Genomic DNA, 16,936 nt, shown 5'->3' with positions numbered 1-16,936 from the left:
CGGAATTTTGACGGAGTAATCTCATGGCATCTTTCGGCAACACCATAGGCATTCTCATTCCCCAGCCTTCGGCGCCGGCCATGGTGTCCCAAGGCTCCGCCAATCCGCCCGAACCGCTGACCAATGCTGCCGGCCCCGTTGATGTGATTGAGATGGTGGCCGATGTTGCTTCTACCGCTTTATCAATTGCTTCCCCCGATTCCGCCGTATCCGCAGCCGTTGATGTGGCTTCTACGGTGATTTCCTTAGCTTCGATGATTCCCGGTGTGCCGGGGCCGAAGCCGCCTACTAAAAAGACCGTTAGCGGGTTTGGCGGCGGTAGCAGTATGGGGTTTGACGGCGGGTTGGTTACAGGTTCGGGAACCTGCATTTCTTGTAAGGTAGCCGCAGCAGTCGGCCCTCCGGTTAATGCCGTTCTCGGTATCAAGATCTTGTTTGACGAAACCGAGGCGGATTTTGCATTTGACGGGTTGCTTCCGTTTGTATGGCAGCGCAGCTACTATTCCGACCAACCCGGCAACGGTTGGCTGGGGCAGGGTTGGTCGCTGCCTTTCTCGATGCGGCTGGAACGCCGCGCAAACGGTTTTCTTTATATTGACGAACAAGGCCGGGAAATTCCGCTGCCGGATATTGATGACGAGCAAGACGAACTGCAATATGCCGACGATGATGAAGACGGTTCGGATACAGAAGATGCCGATCCGCTACCCGAATCCGCGGAAGAAGATCCTTATGGTTTAAAATCGGCTTATTTCGATCCTTACGAGCAAATCTATTTTTCGCAAATTTCAGACGGCCTCTACCAAATCGCCTCACCTGACGGCGGTGCCCGTTTATGGTTTGCCGAAGTCGACGAAGGCGACGGCATTTACCAACTGATTGCCCAAATCGACCGCAATAATCACCACATCCGCCTTTGCTACGGCGACAACGGGCTGCCGCACAGCGTTTACGACAGCAGCGGCCGGCAGTTCCAACTACATTTCTCCTCCATCCGCCTAAACGACAGCGACGAAGTATTCGATGCCGCTGCCGAGCACGGCGTATTTGTCGGCCAAGACGACAACCTTTACGTCAACCGCCTAACCTCGGTTACCCTCAACAGCCGCGAACTGGTGCGCTACGGCTACGACGGCTACGGCGATTTGACCGCCGTTTACGGCCGCGACGGCAAACGTCTGCGCGGTTTCGCCTACCGCAACCACATCATGATCGAGCACAACCGGCCCGACGGGTTGGTATCGCGTTACGAATACGACCGCTACGACACCGACGGCAAGGTATTGAAGAGCAGCAACAACAGCGGGCAGGAATGGCATTTCGATTACCGCCAAGGCCATACCCGCGTTACCGACGCATTAGGCAGGGAAGAAATTTACGGTTTCGACGAGAACTACGAAGAAATTTACCACATCGATGCCGCCGGCCACCGTACCGATACGGAACGCGACGACTGGGGGCGGGTTACCCTTCAACGCGACGAACTCGGCCGCGAAACCCGTTTCAGCTACGACACCTTCGGCAACCTTATCAGCATCACCGCCCCCGACGGCAGCCGCACCCAGATCGACTATCACGACACTTTAAACTTACCGGTTGCCGTCAACGACCCCGCCGGCAGAATCACCGAATACGCCTATGACCAGCGCGGCAACCTGATTCACATCACCGATCCAGCAGGCCACAGCACTAGCTATACCTACAACGAACAATGGCTGCCCGCCGCCATTACCGACGCATTGGGCAAAACCAAACAGCTCGAATACGATTCAGACGGCCAATTGATCCGCTATACCGACTGCTCCGGCCAAGCCACCCGTTTCAGCTACACCGAATACGGCGACCTCGAAACCGTTACCGATGCCCTCGGCCATACCACCCGCCATCATTACGACGCGGCCGGCAACCACATCCGCACCGACTACCCCGACGGCAGCAGCGAAAGTTTCGAATACGACCGCATCAACCGTTTGATTGCCCATATCGACGGCCTCGGCGCCAAAACCGAATACGAACTGGCGGTGGACGGCTTACCGGTCAAACGCACCAACGCGCTGGGCCATACCTTCGGCTACCGCTACGACCAAGCCCGCAGACTAACCACCCTCACTAACGAAAACGGCGACAGCTACCGCCTCGATTACGACAACACCGACAACCTGATTCAAGAAACCGGCTGGGACGGCAAAATCACCGGTTACGCCTACGATGCCGCCGGCCAACTGAGCGAACAAACCGAATACGGCCTTTCAGACGGCCTCAATGCCGACCGCCCCGAGATTTGGCACATCCACCGCTTCAAACGCAATATCCTCGGCCAGCTGGTGGAAAAAACCAGCCGCCGCATCGACGGCACCCCCGTTCCCGCCGAAGAGGGCAAACACTACAGCCGCACCCGCTTCGACTACGACCCGCTGACCGGCAACCTGATCAAAGCCCGCAACCGCCACAGCAGCGTCGAACTCATTTACGACGTACTCGACCGGCTCGTCAGCGAAACCACCGTCCACAACGGTCAAACCGCCAGCGTCGGCTACGCCTACGACCCGCTCGGCAACCGTATCCGAACCGTTCTTCCCGACGGCCGCAGCATCAACTACCTCTACTACGGCAGCGGCCACCTGCACCAAATCAACCTCGACGGCGAAGTCATCAGCGACATCGAACGCGACCGACTGCATCAGGAAATCCAAAGAACCCAAGGTGCCTTAACCAGCCGCTACGACTACGACCCGATGGGCCGTCTGAAACACCAAACCGCCACCGCCAACCGCACTTTGCAGCACAACGGCAAACTCAATACCTTGGTCGGCGGCGCAGTACGCCGAAGCTACCGCTACGACCAAGCCGGCAACCTGATTCAGACCGCCGACCAACGCAGCGGCGTATTGGATTACGTGTACGACAAACTCGGGCGGATTGAAAGCGCCGTTAACAAACAGAGCGGCAGCAGCGAAAAGTTCGCCTTCGACTCGGCTCACAATATCCTGTCGGATACAATTTCAGACGGCCTCAAAGACACCACAGGCCTGTTTGAACACCTTTCAGACAGGCATCACACAGGCCGGATAAAAGGCCGCAACATCGGCAAAGGCAACCGCCTCGAAGCATACAACGCCACCGAATACACCTACGATGCTTTGGGCAATATGATTTACCGCCAACTGCCCAATGGTGAAAGCCAGTTGTTCCAATACGATACCGAAAACCAACTTATCCGTGCAGAGATTAAAAAGCCCAAAGGCAATACCGAGATTTGGGAGTATGCCTACGACCCGTTTGGGCGCAGGTTAAGCAAAGAGCGCAAAGACAAGTTAGCGTGGATAAGCACCGCGCCGAAACGGACGCATTTCGTTTGGGACGGGACGAGATTGCTTCAAGAGTATAGCTATAAGGGCAGCTATAGCTACATTTACACCGACCAAGATTCTTACGAACCCTTAGCCCAAGTCTTTGATAACCACAAAGACCAACAACAATATCTTTTTTATTTCCACAACAATCAGATTGGCACGCCTCATGAGATGACCGACATCCACGGCAATTTACTGTGGTACGGCAGTTACTCGGCTTGGGGGGCTTTGGTTTCAGAACATAGAATTTATCAAAATGTTCATCAGCCGTTTAGGTTGCAGAACCAGTATTACGACCAAGAAACGGGGTTGCATTACAACTTCTTCCGTTACTATGAACCGGATACGGGGCGTTTCATCAATCAAGACCCTATTGGGTTGTGGGGTGGGGATAATTTGTATTTCTTCGCGCCGAATGCGAATGTTTGGGTCGACCCTTTAGGCTTACTATTCTTTGATCCAAATCATAGAGATTTATTTCCAACCACAGGTGACCAAAAAAATACCGTGCAAATTACTATGCAAGGCAGCCGTGGTCGTGATTTTACTGCCGCCTTTAAGGCAGCGGGTATTCCTAGAGCTGATGCTACAGGCTACACATGGCATCATGTTGATGATTTTGATCCGCAAACTGGTAAAACAACTATGCAGTTGGTTAGAACTGATGGAGATCATAAATCTACTGGGCATAAGGGTTCTGTACACCAGTTTGAGAAAAGATATGGCGTCACATATGGTACTCCTAAAGCTGTTGGTTTAAGCCAAAGGAAAGGTTGGCTAACGGGAAGAAGACCGTCCAAAAAGAGAAGGAAAAAGAAAAAAACAGGTGCTTGTTAAATTATTAAAGGAGTTTGCTATGCTTAATTTTTATGATTGCGATAAAAATTTATCTGAAAACGATTTTAATGAAGTTGAAAAAAAACTAGAAGTATCTTTTCCATCTTCATTTAAGTCACATTACCTCAAATGGAATGGAGGTACTCCCAATCTTTCTTGTTTTGTCAATGATAATATTGATTATGACTATATTGAAATCCGTGACTTTATCCCAATGAAATATTCTAAGCAGTTTGAAGATGATCCAGATTTTACATTAGAAGGAAGAGCAACAAATGAATGGGAACTTAATGAGTTACCTAAAAATTTGATTCCTTTTGCTTTTGATTGGGGAGGGAATTACCTCTGTTTAGAAAAAAATAGTTGGCTAATTATTTATTATGTAAGGGACGTGTGGAGTAAAAATATATCTAGAGAAGCTAATTTTAAAAAAAATTCAATTGTCATTGCAAAATCATTTGAGGAGTTCTTAAATTATTTAGAAGAAAATCCTGATGATTAATAAACTGGCGTAGCCTGTATATTATATATAGCAAGCGTAGGTTGGGTTGTAAAACCCAACAAAACCAGTAGATTTAACCAAACCCTTTCAGCAAGCCGTGGCCTGCATAAAATGTCTTTTTCGCAGGTAAGGTGTGTCTTAGGCACGCACGCATTCCTATTTTTTCTGAGCTTTCAAGGCCAGCTGAAAAACTAACTAAAATCTTTTTCAGATGGTTTTTTCCGTTCTTTAACAATTTAATTGTTCGGTGTTGAGAAGCATACCGATACAGAATGCGACGACTGGGGCAACTTACTGTCTAATGTGACGAACAATGGCTGCCCGCCACCATTACCGACGCACTGGGCAAAACCAAACAGCTCGAATACGATTCAGACGGCCAACTGATCCGTTATACCGATTGCTCCGGCCAAGCCACCCGTTTCAGCTACACCGAATACGGCGACCTCGAAACCGTTACCGATGCCCTCGGTCATACCACCCGCCATCATTACGACGCAGCCGGCAACCACATCCGCAGCGACTACCCCGACGGCAGCAGCGAAAGTTTCGAATACGACCGCATCAACCGCCTGATTGCCCATATCGACGGCCTCGGTGCCAAAACCGAATACGAACTGGCGGTGGACGGCTTACCGGTCAAACGTACCAACGCCCTCGGCCATAGCTTCGGCTACCGCTACGACCAAGCCCGAAGATTAACCACCCTTACCAACGAAAACGGCGACAGCTACCGCCTCGATTACGACAACACCGACAACCTGATTCAAGAAACCGGCTGGGACGGCAAAATCACCGGCTACGCCTACGATGCCGCCGGCCAACTGAGCGAACAAACCGAATACGGCCTTTCAGACGGCCCCAAAGCCGACCGCCCCGAGATTTGGCACATCCACCGCTTCAAACGCAATATCCTCGGCCAACTGGTCGAAAAAACCAGTCGCCGCATCGACGGCACTCCCGTTCCCGCCGAAGAGGGCAAACACTACAGCCGCACCCGCTTCGACTACGATCCGCTGACCGGCAATTTGGTCAAAGCCCGCAACCGCCACAGCAGCGTCGAACTCGTTTACGACGTACTCGACCGACTCGTCAGCGAAACCACCGTCCACAACGGCCAAAGCGCAACGGTAGGCTATCAATACGACCCGCTCGGCAACCGTATCCAAACCGTTCTCCCCGACGGCCGCAGCATCAACTACCTCTACTACGGCAGCGGTCATCTGCACCAAATCAACCTCGACGGCGAAGTCATCAGCGACATCGAGCGCGACCGACTGCATCAGGAAATCCAAAGAACCCAAGGTGCCTTAACCAGCCGCTACGACTACGACCCGATGGGCCGTCTGAAACACCAAACCGCCACCGCCAACTGCACTTTGCAGCACAACGGCAAACTCAATACCCTGGTCGGCGGCGCAGTGCGCCGAAGCTACCGCTATGACCAAGCCGGCAACCTGATTCAGACCGCCGACCAACGCAGCGGCGTATTGGACTATGTGTACGACAAACTCGGGCGGATTGAAAGCGCCGTCAACAAACAAACCAGCCGCAGCGAAAAGTTCGCCTTCGACTCGGCTCACAATATCCTGTCGGATAAGGTTTCAGACGGCCTCAAAGACACCAAAGGCCTGTCTGAACACCTTTCAGACAGGCATCACACAGGCCGTCTGAAAGGCCGCAACATCGGCAAAGGCAACCGCCTCGAGGAATACAACGGCACCGAATACACCTACGATGCCTTAAACAAAATGATTTACCGCCAACTGCCCGACGGCGAGAGCCAGTTGTTCCAATACGACAGCGAAAACCAACTTATCTGTGCAGAGATTAAAAAGCCCAAAGGCAATACCGAGATTTGGGAGTATGCCTACGACCCGTTTGGGCGCAGGTTAAGCAAAGAGCGCAAAGACAAGTTAGCGTGGATAAGCACCGCGCCGAAACGGACGCATTTCGTTTGGGACGGGACGAGATTGCTTCAAGAGTATAGCTATAAGGGCAGCTATAGCTACATTTACACCGACCAAGATTCTTACGAACCCTTAGCCCAAGTCTTTGATAACCACAAAGACCAACAACAATATCTTTTTTATTTCCACAACAATCAGATTGGCACGCCTCATGAGATGACCGACATCCACGGCAATTTACTGTGGTACGGCAGTTACTCGGCTTGGGGTTCTCTTGCGTCTGAAAAGCGCATTTATGAAAACATTCATCAGCCGTTCAGGTTGCAAAACCAGTATTTTGACCAAGAAATAGGGCTTCACTATAACTGCTTCCGTTACTATGAACCGGATGCGGGTCGGTTTGTGAATCAGGATCCAGTTGGATTGTTAGGTGGAGATAACTTTTATTTCTTTGCTCCTAATATCCAAGATTGGCTAGATCCTTTAGGTTTAGCTCGAGCAAGAGCTAGGCCAGGAACATATGGCGCAGAAAGAAGAACCCATACTGGCGGAGAAACTAATCATGTTCCTGCTTATGATGCATATAAAGGATTGGATGGTGCTCCATCTCGACATTATGGCCCAGCATTTCACATGGATAGAGCAGATCATAGAAGCATGACAACTACAGGTTCATCTCATCGTTCTGTAGCTTATAGAGCGCAACAGAGAAGTCATATAAGATCAGGCCGTTGGGATTTAGCTATGGAAATGGATATTCGAGAAACAAAAACAAAATTTGGTGATAAATATGATCGACGTATGAGAAGAATGATTTCAGAAGCAAGAAGACAACGCTTGCTTTCTAGAAAGCAAGCAGCACGACTACGTAGAATTATTGGAAGATGTTCATAATTTTTTGAGTATTATGATTTAATTACAGAAAGGAAATATCATGAAAATGTTAATTAATTCTTATAAATCAGTGGGTGAGTTCACATTTGGTTCCTCACTTGTTGATGTAAAAAAACAGCATGGAGAGCCAGCACGTTTAATTGAAGATAATATTATGAATAACATAGTTGAACAAAGAAATGCTTGTGAATTGGTTTATGAAAATAATATCCTTGTGTATGTTAATTGTTTTAAAGACTCTAATCCTCAAATAAATGGCATTGATATTTTTAAAGAATCTATTGAAGCCTTGAAATCCATGGATTCTGATTTTGTTGAGGGAAAGAAGTATATAACTTTTAGAAATTTGGGAATTTGTGTAGGTGGTATGCTAGGAAAAAAAATACCTGAAGGAAAACTATTAATAGCATTTGATAAAAATCATTTAGATTTTTTTGAAACATTTACTGAAGTATAATTTTTGAGAAACATTTTTTATTAATATTCTACTCAACTATTTCACCTCTCTCTTTTACCTTGGGCAATCATGATATCTTGCGGCAACACCATAGGCATTCTTATTCTCTAAATCTTCCGCACCAGCCATGGTATCCCAAGGCTCCATTAATCCGTCCGAACTGCTGACCGATGCCGCCTACTCTGTTGACGTAATTGAGATGGTGGTTCAAGCATCATACGGGCTGGATAAAAGGCTATATAACATCGGCAAAGGCAACCGCCTCGAAGCATACAACGGCATCGAATACACCTACGATGCCTTGGGCAATATGATCTACCGCCAACTGCCGAATGGTGAAAGCCAGTTGTTCCAATACGATACCGAAAACCAACTGGTATTGGCCGAAATCAAAAAGAACAGCGGCGAAAGCCAAACGTGGGAATACGCCTACGACCCGTTCGGCAGACGCTTGAGCAAAGAACGAACCGACAAAGGTGCCTTAACCGCTACCGCGCCGAAACAAACCCATTTCGTTTGGGACGGCAGCCGCCTGCTGCAGGAATATAACTACCGCGGCAGCTACAGCTATATTTATACCGACCAAGACAGCTACGAACCGTTGGCGCAAATCTTTGACAACGCCAAAGACGGCAAACAATACCTCAGCTATTTCCACACCGACCAAATCGGCATCCCGCGCGAGATGACCGACCAGCTCGGCAATCTGCTGTGGTACGGCGAATATACCGCTTGGGGCCGTCTGAAAACAGATGAGCGGGTTTATCAGCATGCGCACCAGCCGTTTAGGTTGCAGAACCAGTATTGTGATGAAGAGACGGGGCTGCACTACAACCTCTTCCGCTACTATGAGCCTGATTGTGGTCGGTTTGTGAATCAGGATCCGATTGGGTTATTGGGCGGGGATAACTTCTATGAGTTCGCATTAAATGCTGTAAACTGGGTTGACACTTTAGGCCTAAGAAGAACCTTTGGACAAAGAATAGGAGATTTTGGCGAACGTAGTTTGATGAAATATTTAAAAGGGACTGGTTACAGAGAAGTTTTTTCAGTCCAAAATGCTTCTGGAAACGGACTTGATGTCGTAGCTCGGAGAAGAGACGGTAAATTTGATATTTTCGAGGTTAAAAGTTCTATGTCAGGCAATTTTAAACTGAGTGAGGCACAGGCTAAAGGAGGTAAGGCCTATGCTAAAAAAGTTTTAGGACAGGATGTTCTACGAGGTGGTTATTATAAAATAGACATAAATGGCAATAAAACCAAAATATCACCAAAAGAGGCTAGTCGTATCCTCAATAATATTAATAAAACAGAGCAGGTAAACATAGATGTTGGGCGATGTGCAAAAACAAAAAAATTCTTTAATAAGTTAATGACTTTTAAACCATGGTAAAAGGATTTGATATGGAATTGAAGAATATCTATAAAAATTTAGCTAAATCAGTTGAGTTTGCAAATCTTGATGGAGATTTTAAAAAAGTTATCGATAATTTTTTAATACAATATTCAGAAGGAAAAAGGATAGTATTTCAATATACAGACCCAGAAGATCCTGATTTCCCAGAAGTTTATACAATTGGCAATCTCCTGTGGTTTAAAACTGTAGAGAGTTGTATACCTGTAGAAAATTTTATCAAAGAGCCATCTGTTCAAAATTACCACGATTTAATTGAAGGATTTTATTACTCAAGCTTAGAAAATATTACTACTTTTTTATCCAAAGAAGAAAAAAGCATTGGTTATAATGAAGTTGCTATGAATTTTTTTGCTGCTTTAACTTGCTATCCAATTGATGAACAACTGTTAATTCTTCAATTACTTATTGAAGGAATAAAAAATCAACAAATAGATACCGAAAAATTAGACAGTTTACAAACCTTATTTCCCTTAACCTTTTATTTAGCTCATACGTTTCTCCAAGAAACTATGAGTGCTAATTTAAAAGTCGAAGTTAATAAAATGTTGGCTAACTATCAATTTAATTCAGTATATGAAAAAATTCCTACCCAATACTTAAGCACCAACAAAACAGAAGTTATTGAGTTATTTAACACATTATGTGAATATCATCTCGATAAGAGTACCCTTGACCCAGATTCTCTTGCAGAATTCACGCTCCCTGTTTGGCAAATAGTTCCATGGGAAATTTTGGTTCTATTACATCTACGAACCCAAAAAGGATTAGAAATTGATATGATTGAACATCCATTAATTAACCCCTATATACCGTTCATTAAAAATGAAATATCCATCTCAACAAAACAACAGCAATTAAGAAGATCTATTTTTAACCAATTCAATTACTTACCAATAATTGCTTTATAAATTTTTCAGCAAGCGTAGGTTGGGTTGCAAAACCCAATAAAACCAGTAGATTTAACCAAAACCCTTTCAGACGGCCTTAAGCGCTTGAGGCCACCTGAACCGCTATTCTTTAACAATCCGAATCCAACAAACACCAAAATACGGGCAAACCTGACTTTGTCCGTATTGTTTGGTTTTCAGACGGCCTCTACCAAATCGCCTCACCCGACGGCGGTGTCCGTTTATGGTTTGCCGAAGTCGACGAAGGCGACGGTATTTACCAACTGATTGCCCAACTCGACCGCAACCATCGCCACATCCGCCTTTGCTACGGCGACAACGGACTGCCGCACAGCGTCTACGACAGCAACGGCAGGCAGTTCCAACTGAATTTCTCCTCCATCCGCCTAAACGACAGCGACGAAGTATTCGATGCCGCTGCCGAATACGGCGTATTTGTCGGTAAAGACGATAACCTTTACGTCAACCGCCTTACCTCGGTTACTTTCAACAACCGCGAACTGGTGCGCTACGGCTACGACGGCTACGGCGATTTGACCGCCGTTTACGGCCGCGACGGCAAACGCCTGCGCGGTTTCGCCTACCGCAACCACATCATGATCGAGCACAACCAGCCCGACGGGTTGGTATCGCGTTACGAATACGACCGTTACGACACCGACGGCAAAGTGCTCAAAAGCCATACCAACCTCGGCGAAGCATGGACGTTCGACTACCGCGACGGCTACACCCGCGTTACCGACGCATTGGGTCGGGAAGAGATTTACGGTTTCGACGGGAACTACGAAGAGATTTACCACATCGATGCCGACGGCCACCGCAGCGATACGGAACGCGACGACTGGGGGCGGATTGTTCTCAAGCGCGACGAACTCGGCCGCGAAACCCGTTTCGGCTACGACACCTTCGGCAACGTTATCAGCATTACCGCGCCCGACGGCAGCCGCACCCAAATCGATTACCACGACACTTTAAACCTGCCGGTAGCCGTCAACGACCCCGCCGGCAGAGTTACCGAATACGCCTACGACCAACGCGGCAACCTGATTCAAATCACCGACCCCGCCGGCCATACCACCGGGTACGCCTACAACGAACAATGGCTGCCCGCCGCCATCACCGACGCATTGGGCAAAACCAAACAGCTCGAATACGGTTCGGACGGCCGACTGATCCGCTATACCGATTGCTCCGGCCAAGCCACCCGTTTCAGCTACACCGAATACGGCGACCTCGAAACCGTTACCGACGCCCTCGGCCATACCACCCGCCATCATTACGACGCAGCGGGCAACCACATCCGCACCGACTATCCCGACGGCAGCCGTGAGGCCTTCGAATACGACCGCATCAACCGCCTGACTGCCCATATCGACGGCCTCGGCGCCAAAACCGAATACGAACTGGCGGCGGACGGCTTACCGGTCAAACGCACCAACGCGCTGGGCCATAGCTTCGGCTACCGCTACGATACCGCCCGAAGATTAACCGCCCTCACCAACGAAAACGGCGACACCTACCGCCTCGATTACGACAATACCGACAACCTGATTCAAGAAACCGGCTGGGACGGCAAAATCACCGGCTACGCCTACGATGCCGCCGGCCAACTGAGCGAACAAACCGAATACGGCCTTTCAGACGGCCCCAAAGCCGACCGCCCCGAGATTTGGCACATCCACCGCTTCAAACGCAATATCCTCGGCCAATTGGTGGAAAAAACCAGCCGCCGCATCGACGGCACTCCCGCTCCCGCCGAAGAAGGCAAACACTACAGCCGCACCCGCTTCGACTACGACCCGCTGACCGGCAATCTGGTCAAAGCCCGCAACCGCCACAGCAGCGTCGAACTCGTTTACGACGTACTCGACCGACTCGTCAGCGAAACCACCGTTCACAACGGTCAAACCGCCAGCGTCGGCTACGCCTACGACCCGCTCGGCAACCGTATTCAAACCGTTCTCCCCGACGGCCGCAGCATCAACTACCTCTACTACGGCAGCGGCCACCTGCACCAAATCAACCTCGACGGCGAAACCATCAGCGACATCGAACGCGACCGGCTGCATCAGGAAATCCAAAGAACACAGGGTGCTTTAACCAGCCGCTACGACTACAACCCGATGGGCCGTCTGAAAAACCAGACCGCCACCGCCAACCGCACTTTGCAGCACAACGGCAAACTCAATACCTTAGTCGGCGGCGCAGTGCGCAGAAGCTACCGCTACGACAAAGCCGGCAACCTGATTCAAACCGCCGACCAACGCAGCGGCGTATTGGATTACGTGTACGACAAACTCGGGCGGATTGAAAGCGCCGTCAACAAACAGAGCGGCAGCCGCGAAAAGTTCGCCTTCGACCCCGCGCACAATATCCTGTCGGATAAGGTTTCAGACGGCCCCAAAGACACCAAAGGCCTGTCTGAACACCTTTCAGACAGGCATCACATCAGCAGGACAAAAGGCCGCAACATCGGCAAAGGCAACCGCCTCGAGGAATACAACGGCATCGAATACACCTACGATGCCTTGGGCAATATGATTTACCGCCAACTGCCCAACGGCGAGAGCCAGTTGTTCCAATACGACAGCGAAAACCAACTTATCCGCGCAGAGATTAAAAAGCCCAAAGGCAATACCGAGATATGGGAATACGCTTACGACCCGTTCGGGCGCAGACTGAGCAAAGAGCGCAAAGACAAATTGGCGTGGACGAGCACCGCGCCGAAACGGACACATTTCGTTTGGGACGGGACGAGATTGCTTCAGGAATATACTTATAAGGGTAATTACACCTATATCTACACCGACCAAGATTCCTACGAACCGCTGGCGCAAATCTTCGATAACGCCAAAGACGGCAAACAATACTTAAGCTATTTCCACAACGACCAAATCGGCATCCCGCGTGAGATGACCGACCAATACGGCAATCTGCTGTGGTACGGCAGCTACTCGGCTTGGGGTTCTCTTGCGTCTGAAAAGCGCATTTATGAAAACATTCATCAGCCGTTCAGGTTGCAAAACCAGTATTTTGATGCTGAAACGGGGCTTCACTATAACTTCTTCCGTTACTACGAAGCAGAGACAGGACGTTTTACCAATCAAGACCCAATAGGTTTGGTTGGTGGGGAGAACCTGTATTTTTTTGCGCCTAATACGCAAAGATGGATTGATATTTTAGGATTATCTCCAAGTAGTATTTTAGATAGAGCACTTGGAGGGAAAGTAGGAGATAGACTTTCTGCGCACCATTTAATTCCAGTAGAAATTTGGGCAGAAAAGAAAAATTTCTTAGATAGCATCGGACTTCAGGATCAACGAGATCGGGCTAGTAATGGCTTATTGATACCCGGCAGTAGAGCTGCTTATTTGGATGGAGCAGGGAAAGGTATGAGAGTTTATCATAGTTCCAATCATCCAAATTATAGCGATATGGTAAGGCAACGGTTAAATGCTATAGAGCAATCCAAGATGTCTGATAAAGATAAAAGAAGAGCTGTCCGAAAACTTCAAATTGAGTTAAGAAGGCGAATTTGGGCAGGGAATGTTCCCCATCTTACATGTGGCAATCAGAGAAATAGAATGAATTAGTTTAGTAATTATGTGAATTATTAAGGAGGTTTTTGTTATGGATAATTTTTATGCAATGTTAGTGGATTATGAAGGTAAAAGCTGCCCAGGAAAAATCCTTGGCTTATTTTCTACTGAAATGATGAATCCTAAAAATGAACTGTTTCATTCAGTAGATATGAATAAAGAGATATTTCAGATTAATCAGGAAAAAATATATCTAAATTTATGGAAAAAACAAAATGTAAATTTTGATTATTACTCTGATTCCTCTTCTCATATTTTTTCAAAAGAATGTTGGAGCTTAATTAGTAAATATAAAATTGCTCCTCATATATCTATTCCTTTGACTGTTGCCATTTCTGACCAAGCTATAGCTGAGGAAAAATCGTATAAACTCTTCGTATTTGAGAAAAAGCAATTTTTTGATGAACAAACATCTATTTTCCAAATAGGAGAGATGGGAACTATATTACCCTCTAAAATAAACTTTACAGATACAAAATATGATTTATTTCAGTTAAATGACACCATATTGCATAATGTGTTAATAGTAAGTATAGAGCTTATGGATGTTTTAAAAACTGCTAATTTGGATGGCTACAAATTTGTTTCTTTGGATAATTTATTAGATACATTTATGAATGACCATCATTTAGATATAAGTGATTTCATTAAACCTAAACATAGAAAATTACCATAATAAATTGTAGCCTGTATTGTATTTAGGCATATGGGTCTTGCTAATCTTTATCTTTCAAGGCCGTCTGAAAAAAACTAGCTAAAATCTTTTTCAGATGAGCTACCGTTCTTTAACAATTTCAACTTGCCAGCGACATCGAACGCGACGCACTGCACCGGGAAACCCGCAGAAGCCAGGGCGGATTAGACAGCCTGTACGGTTACGACCCCCAAGGCCGTCTGAAAAACCAACGCACCGTCGGCAACCGCAACCTCCGAAACACACACGCCGCAACCGGCGGCGCAGTACGCCGAAGCTACCGCTACGACCAAGCCGGCAACCTGATTCAGACCGCCGACCAACGCAGCGGCGTATTGGATTACGTGTACGACAAACTCGGGCGGATTGAAAGCGCCGTCAACAAACAGAGCGGCAGCAGCGAAAAGTTCGCCTTCGACCCGGCGCACAATATCCTGTCTGATAAGGTTTCAGACGGCCTCAAAGACAAAGGCCTGTCTGAACACCTTTCAGACAGGCATCACATCAGCAGGACAAAAGGCCGCAACATCGGCAAAGGCAACCGCCTCGAAGCATACAACGGCACTGAATACACCTACGATGCCTTGGGCAATATGATTTACCGCCAACTGCCCAACGGCGAGAGCCAGTTGTTCCAATACGACAGCGAAAACCAACTTATCCGCGCAGAGATTAAAAAGCCCAAAGGCAATACCGAGATATGGGAATACGCTTACGACCCGTTCGGGCGCAGACTGAGCAAAGAGCGCAAAGACAAATTGGCGTGGACAAGCACCGCGCCGAAACGGACACATTTCGTTTGGGACGGGACAAGACTGCTTCAGGAATACACCTACAAAGGCAGCTATACCTACGTTTACACCGACCAAGATTCTTACGAACCGCTGGCGCAAATCTTCGACAACGCCAAAGACGGCAAACAATACCTAAGCTATTTCCACAACGACCAAATCGGCATCCCGCGCGAGATGACCGACATCCACGGCAATTTACTGTGGTACGGCAGCTACTCGGCTTGGGGTTCTCTTGCGTCTGAAAAGCGCATTTATGAAAACATTCATCAGCCGTTCAGGTTGCAAAACCAGTATTTTGATGCTGAAACGGGGCTGCATTATAACTTCTTCCGTTACTACGAAGCAGAGACAGGACGCTTTACCAATCAAGACCCGATAGGTTTGGTTGGTGGGGAGAACCTGTATTTTTTTGCGCCTAACGGGCAAGTGTGGGTTGATGTATTGGGTTTAGTTCCGCTTGGAGGAGTTGCAGGCTATTTAAGTCCTGCTCATCGAGGAGATGGGCTGGATGCACATGAAATGTTAAGAAATGCTTTTCTAAAAGATAGCCCATTAACAAAAATAAGCAGCCGTAGTGGGGCAAAAGGCAATCCAGCAATGGGATTAACAAAAGACTTGCACAGGGAAGTTCATAATGCAGAAGCTGCATTACGCGCCAGCCGTGGAATGGGGCGAAATGACTTCTTTAGGCGGGGCAAACAAGAAATTAGAATCATGTATCAAGCTATGGAACAAGTTTTAGTACGTACTCACGGAATCATTACTCAAAATCAATTGAGACAAATGCGCCAACAAGCTATTAAATTCGCAAAAAAACACCGTTGTTATTAAGGAAATTGATATGCCAAAACTAATTTTCACTTCGCAAAAGACACCTAATAGTATTGGTTATATAGGAGGAGGAGCAGAACACATTCCAGCTAAGCTTTGGCCTAAAATTCCCAATTCTGAAAGCTATCAAACTCATATATTTACATTATATTCTTCGTTTTTACCTGAATCTGTATTCCCACGTAGAAATTTAGCAATCTCCGTGTTTTGTTCTATCGAACAACATATATTAGGGGGAGTAAAAGAGTCAATTTCATCGAAATACACTGTTAATCAAAAAAATGATTTAAGTATTTTAAATGAAGGATACAGTACTTCAGTTATTTATGAAATCTGTGAAGGCTACCAAGAAAATTTAGCTAATATTCTCTTGAAAAAAAAATATTTCGAGAGACTTGATGTTGTCAATCCAGAAGCAGGTAAGAAATATAGAGAACAAGAGTCTTTATTTTTCGAAGATAATGGTATGGGCTTAGATGTATCTAAAGTTTTTGATATTCCTTATTTTGAACAAGATATTATTTATGCTCCCCAAAAATATGATTTTTGCCTTCAATTGTTAGAAGAAGATATTGATGATGAATTACATATTTTTCAGCATGGAATTGGATATTTTTTCTACGATAAAGGGGTCGGCAAGAAGTTAAAATCAGGAGATGTTGCAGGACTGTTTTTTATTCAAAATACTAATTAAGCAAGCGTAAGTTAGATTGCAAACCCAACCAAAACCGCAGACTTAG

11 protein-coding genes and 1 pseudogene are annotated in these 16,936 nt (G+C 47.2%); 11 read left to right on the top strand and 1 reads right to left on the bottom strand.

The window, feature by feature from the left end:
- Window positions 1–23: 23 nt before the first annotated feature.
- The 9 genes and pseudogenes from LVJ85_RS08780 to LVJ85_RS08740 all read left to right on the top strand — a co-directional run bounded on the left by LVJ85_RS08780 (window position 24) and on the right by LVJ85_RS08740 (window position 14,553).
- Window positions 24–4,190, top strand: a complete 4,167-nt coding sequence (locus tag LVJ85_RS08780) for a DUF6531 domain-containing protein (RefSeq protein WP_244738942.1) — start codon at window positions 24–26, stop codon at window positions 4,188–4,190.
- 19 nt (window positions 4,191–4,209) lie between these two features.
- Entirely contained in the window at window positions 4,210–4,692 is a 483-nt protein-coding gene (locus tag LVJ85_RS08775) for an SMI1/KNR4 family protein (protein WP_244738940.1), read from the top strand.
- 317 nt (window positions 4,693–5,009) lie between these two features.
- Window positions 5,010–5,198, top strand: a pseudogene (locus LVJ85_RS13465) (RHS repeat protein); the annotation flags it as partial.
- Between the two features lie 117 nt (window positions 5,199–5,315).
- Entirely contained in the window at window positions 5,316–7,496 is a 2,181-nt protein-coding gene (locus LVJ85_RS08765; RefSeq protein WP_244738938.1) for an RHS repeat-associated core domain-containing protein, read from the top strand.
- A gap of 40 nt (window positions 7,497–7,536) precedes the next feature.
- Complete coding sequence (locus LVJ85_RS08760; RefSeq protein ID WP_085389449.1) at window positions 7,537–7,953, top strand: CTP synthase; 417 nt, start codon at window positions 7,537–7,539, stop codon at window positions 7,951–7,953.
- Between the two features lie 199 nt (window positions 7,954–8,152).
- Complete coding sequence (locus tag LVJ85_RS08755) at window positions 8,153–9,346, top strand: RHS repeat domain-containing protein (protein ID WP_244743139.1); 1,194 nt, start codon at window positions 8,153–8,155, stop codon at window positions 9,344–9,346.
- Window positions 9,347–9,357: 11 nt separating this feature from the next.
- A complete protein-coding gene (locus LVJ85_RS08750; RefSeq protein ID WP_244738935.1) occupies window positions 9,358–10,278 on the top strand; it encodes a hypothetical protein in 921 nt (306 codons plus the stop codon).
- A 503-nt stretch (window positions 10,279–10,781) separates the two neighbouring features.
- Window positions 10,782–13,871 (top strand): RHS repeat-associated core domain-containing protein, encoded by a 3,090-nt coding sequence (locus tag LVJ85_RS08745; protein ID WP_244738932.1) that lies wholly within the window; start codon window positions 10,782–10,784, stop codon window positions 13,869–13,871.
- Window positions 13,872–13,908: 37 nt separating this feature from the next.
- Window positions 13,909–14,553 (top strand): Imm43 family immunity protein, encoded by a 645-nt coding sequence (locus LVJ85_RS08740; protein ID WP_095197873.1) that lies wholly within the window; start codon window positions 13,909–13,911, stop codon window positions 14,551–14,553.
- A 182-nt stretch (window positions 14,554–14,735) separates the two neighbouring features.
- Here LVJ85_RS08740 and LVJ85_RS08735 read toward each other — a convergent pair whose 3' ends face one another.
- A complete protein-coding gene (locus LVJ85_RS08735) occupies window positions 14,736–14,894 on the bottom strand; it encodes a hypothetical protein (RefSeq protein ID WP_244738929.1) in 159 nt (52 codons plus the stop codon).
- Window positions 14,895–15,074: 180 nt separating this feature from the next.
- On the opposite strand from LVJ85_RS08735, the gene LVJ85_RS08730 reads away from it, so the two are divergent.
- Entirely contained in the window at window positions 15,075–16,196 is a 1,122-nt protein-coding gene (locus tag LVJ85_RS08730; RefSeq protein WP_244743137.1) for an RHS repeat domain-containing protein, read from the top strand.
- A gap of 10 nt (window positions 16,197–16,206) precedes the next feature.
- The gene (locus LVJ85_RS08725; RefSeq protein WP_244738928.1) at window positions 16,207–16,890 is read left to right on the top strand and encodes a hypothetical protein; all 684 of its coding nucleotides are present in this window, start codon (window positions 16,207–16,209) and stop codon (window positions 16,888–16,890) included.
- Window positions 16,891–16,936 lie beyond the last annotated feature (46 nt).

The organism is Neisseria sp. Dent CA1/247 (genome assembly GCF_022870825.1).
Taxonomy (GTDB): Bacteria; Pseudomonadota; Gammaproteobacteria; order Burkholderiales; family Neisseriaceae; genus Neisseria; species Neisseria zoodegmatis.
This window is presented reverse-complemented; position numbering and strand designations above follow the sequence as displayed.

What these genes read in the sequence shown, in the direction of transcription:
- LVJ85_RS08780 (WP_244738942.1), top strand. Translation starts at nt 24, where the DNA reads ATGGCATCTTTCGGCAACACCATAGGCATTCTCATTCCCCAGCCTTCG.
- LVJ85_RS08775 (WP_244738940.1), top strand. Translation starts at nt 4,210, where the DNA reads ATGCTTAATTTTTATGATTGCGATAAAAATTTATCTGAAAACGATTTT.
- LVJ85_RS08760 (WP_085389449.1), top strand. Translation starts at nt 7,537, where the DNA reads ATGAAAATGTTAATTAATTCTTATAAATCAGTGGGTGAGTTCACATTT.
- LVJ85_RS08755 (WP_244743139.1), top strand. Translation starts at nt 8,153, where the DNA reads ATGGTGGTTCAAGCATCATACGGGCTGGATAAAAGGCTATATAACATC.
- LVJ85_RS08750 (WP_244738935.1), top strand. Translation starts at nt 9,358, where the DNA reads ATGGAATTGAAGAATATCTATAAAAATTTAGCTAAATCAGTTGAGTTT.
- LVJ85_RS08740 (WP_095197873.1), top strand. Translation starts at nt 13,909, where the DNA reads ATGGATAATTTTTATGCAATGTTAGTGGATTATGAAGGTAAAAGCTGC.
- LVJ85_RS08725 (WP_244738928.1), top strand. Translation starts at nt 16,207, where the DNA reads ATGCCAAAACTAATTTTCACTTCGCAAAAGACACCTAATAGTATTGGT.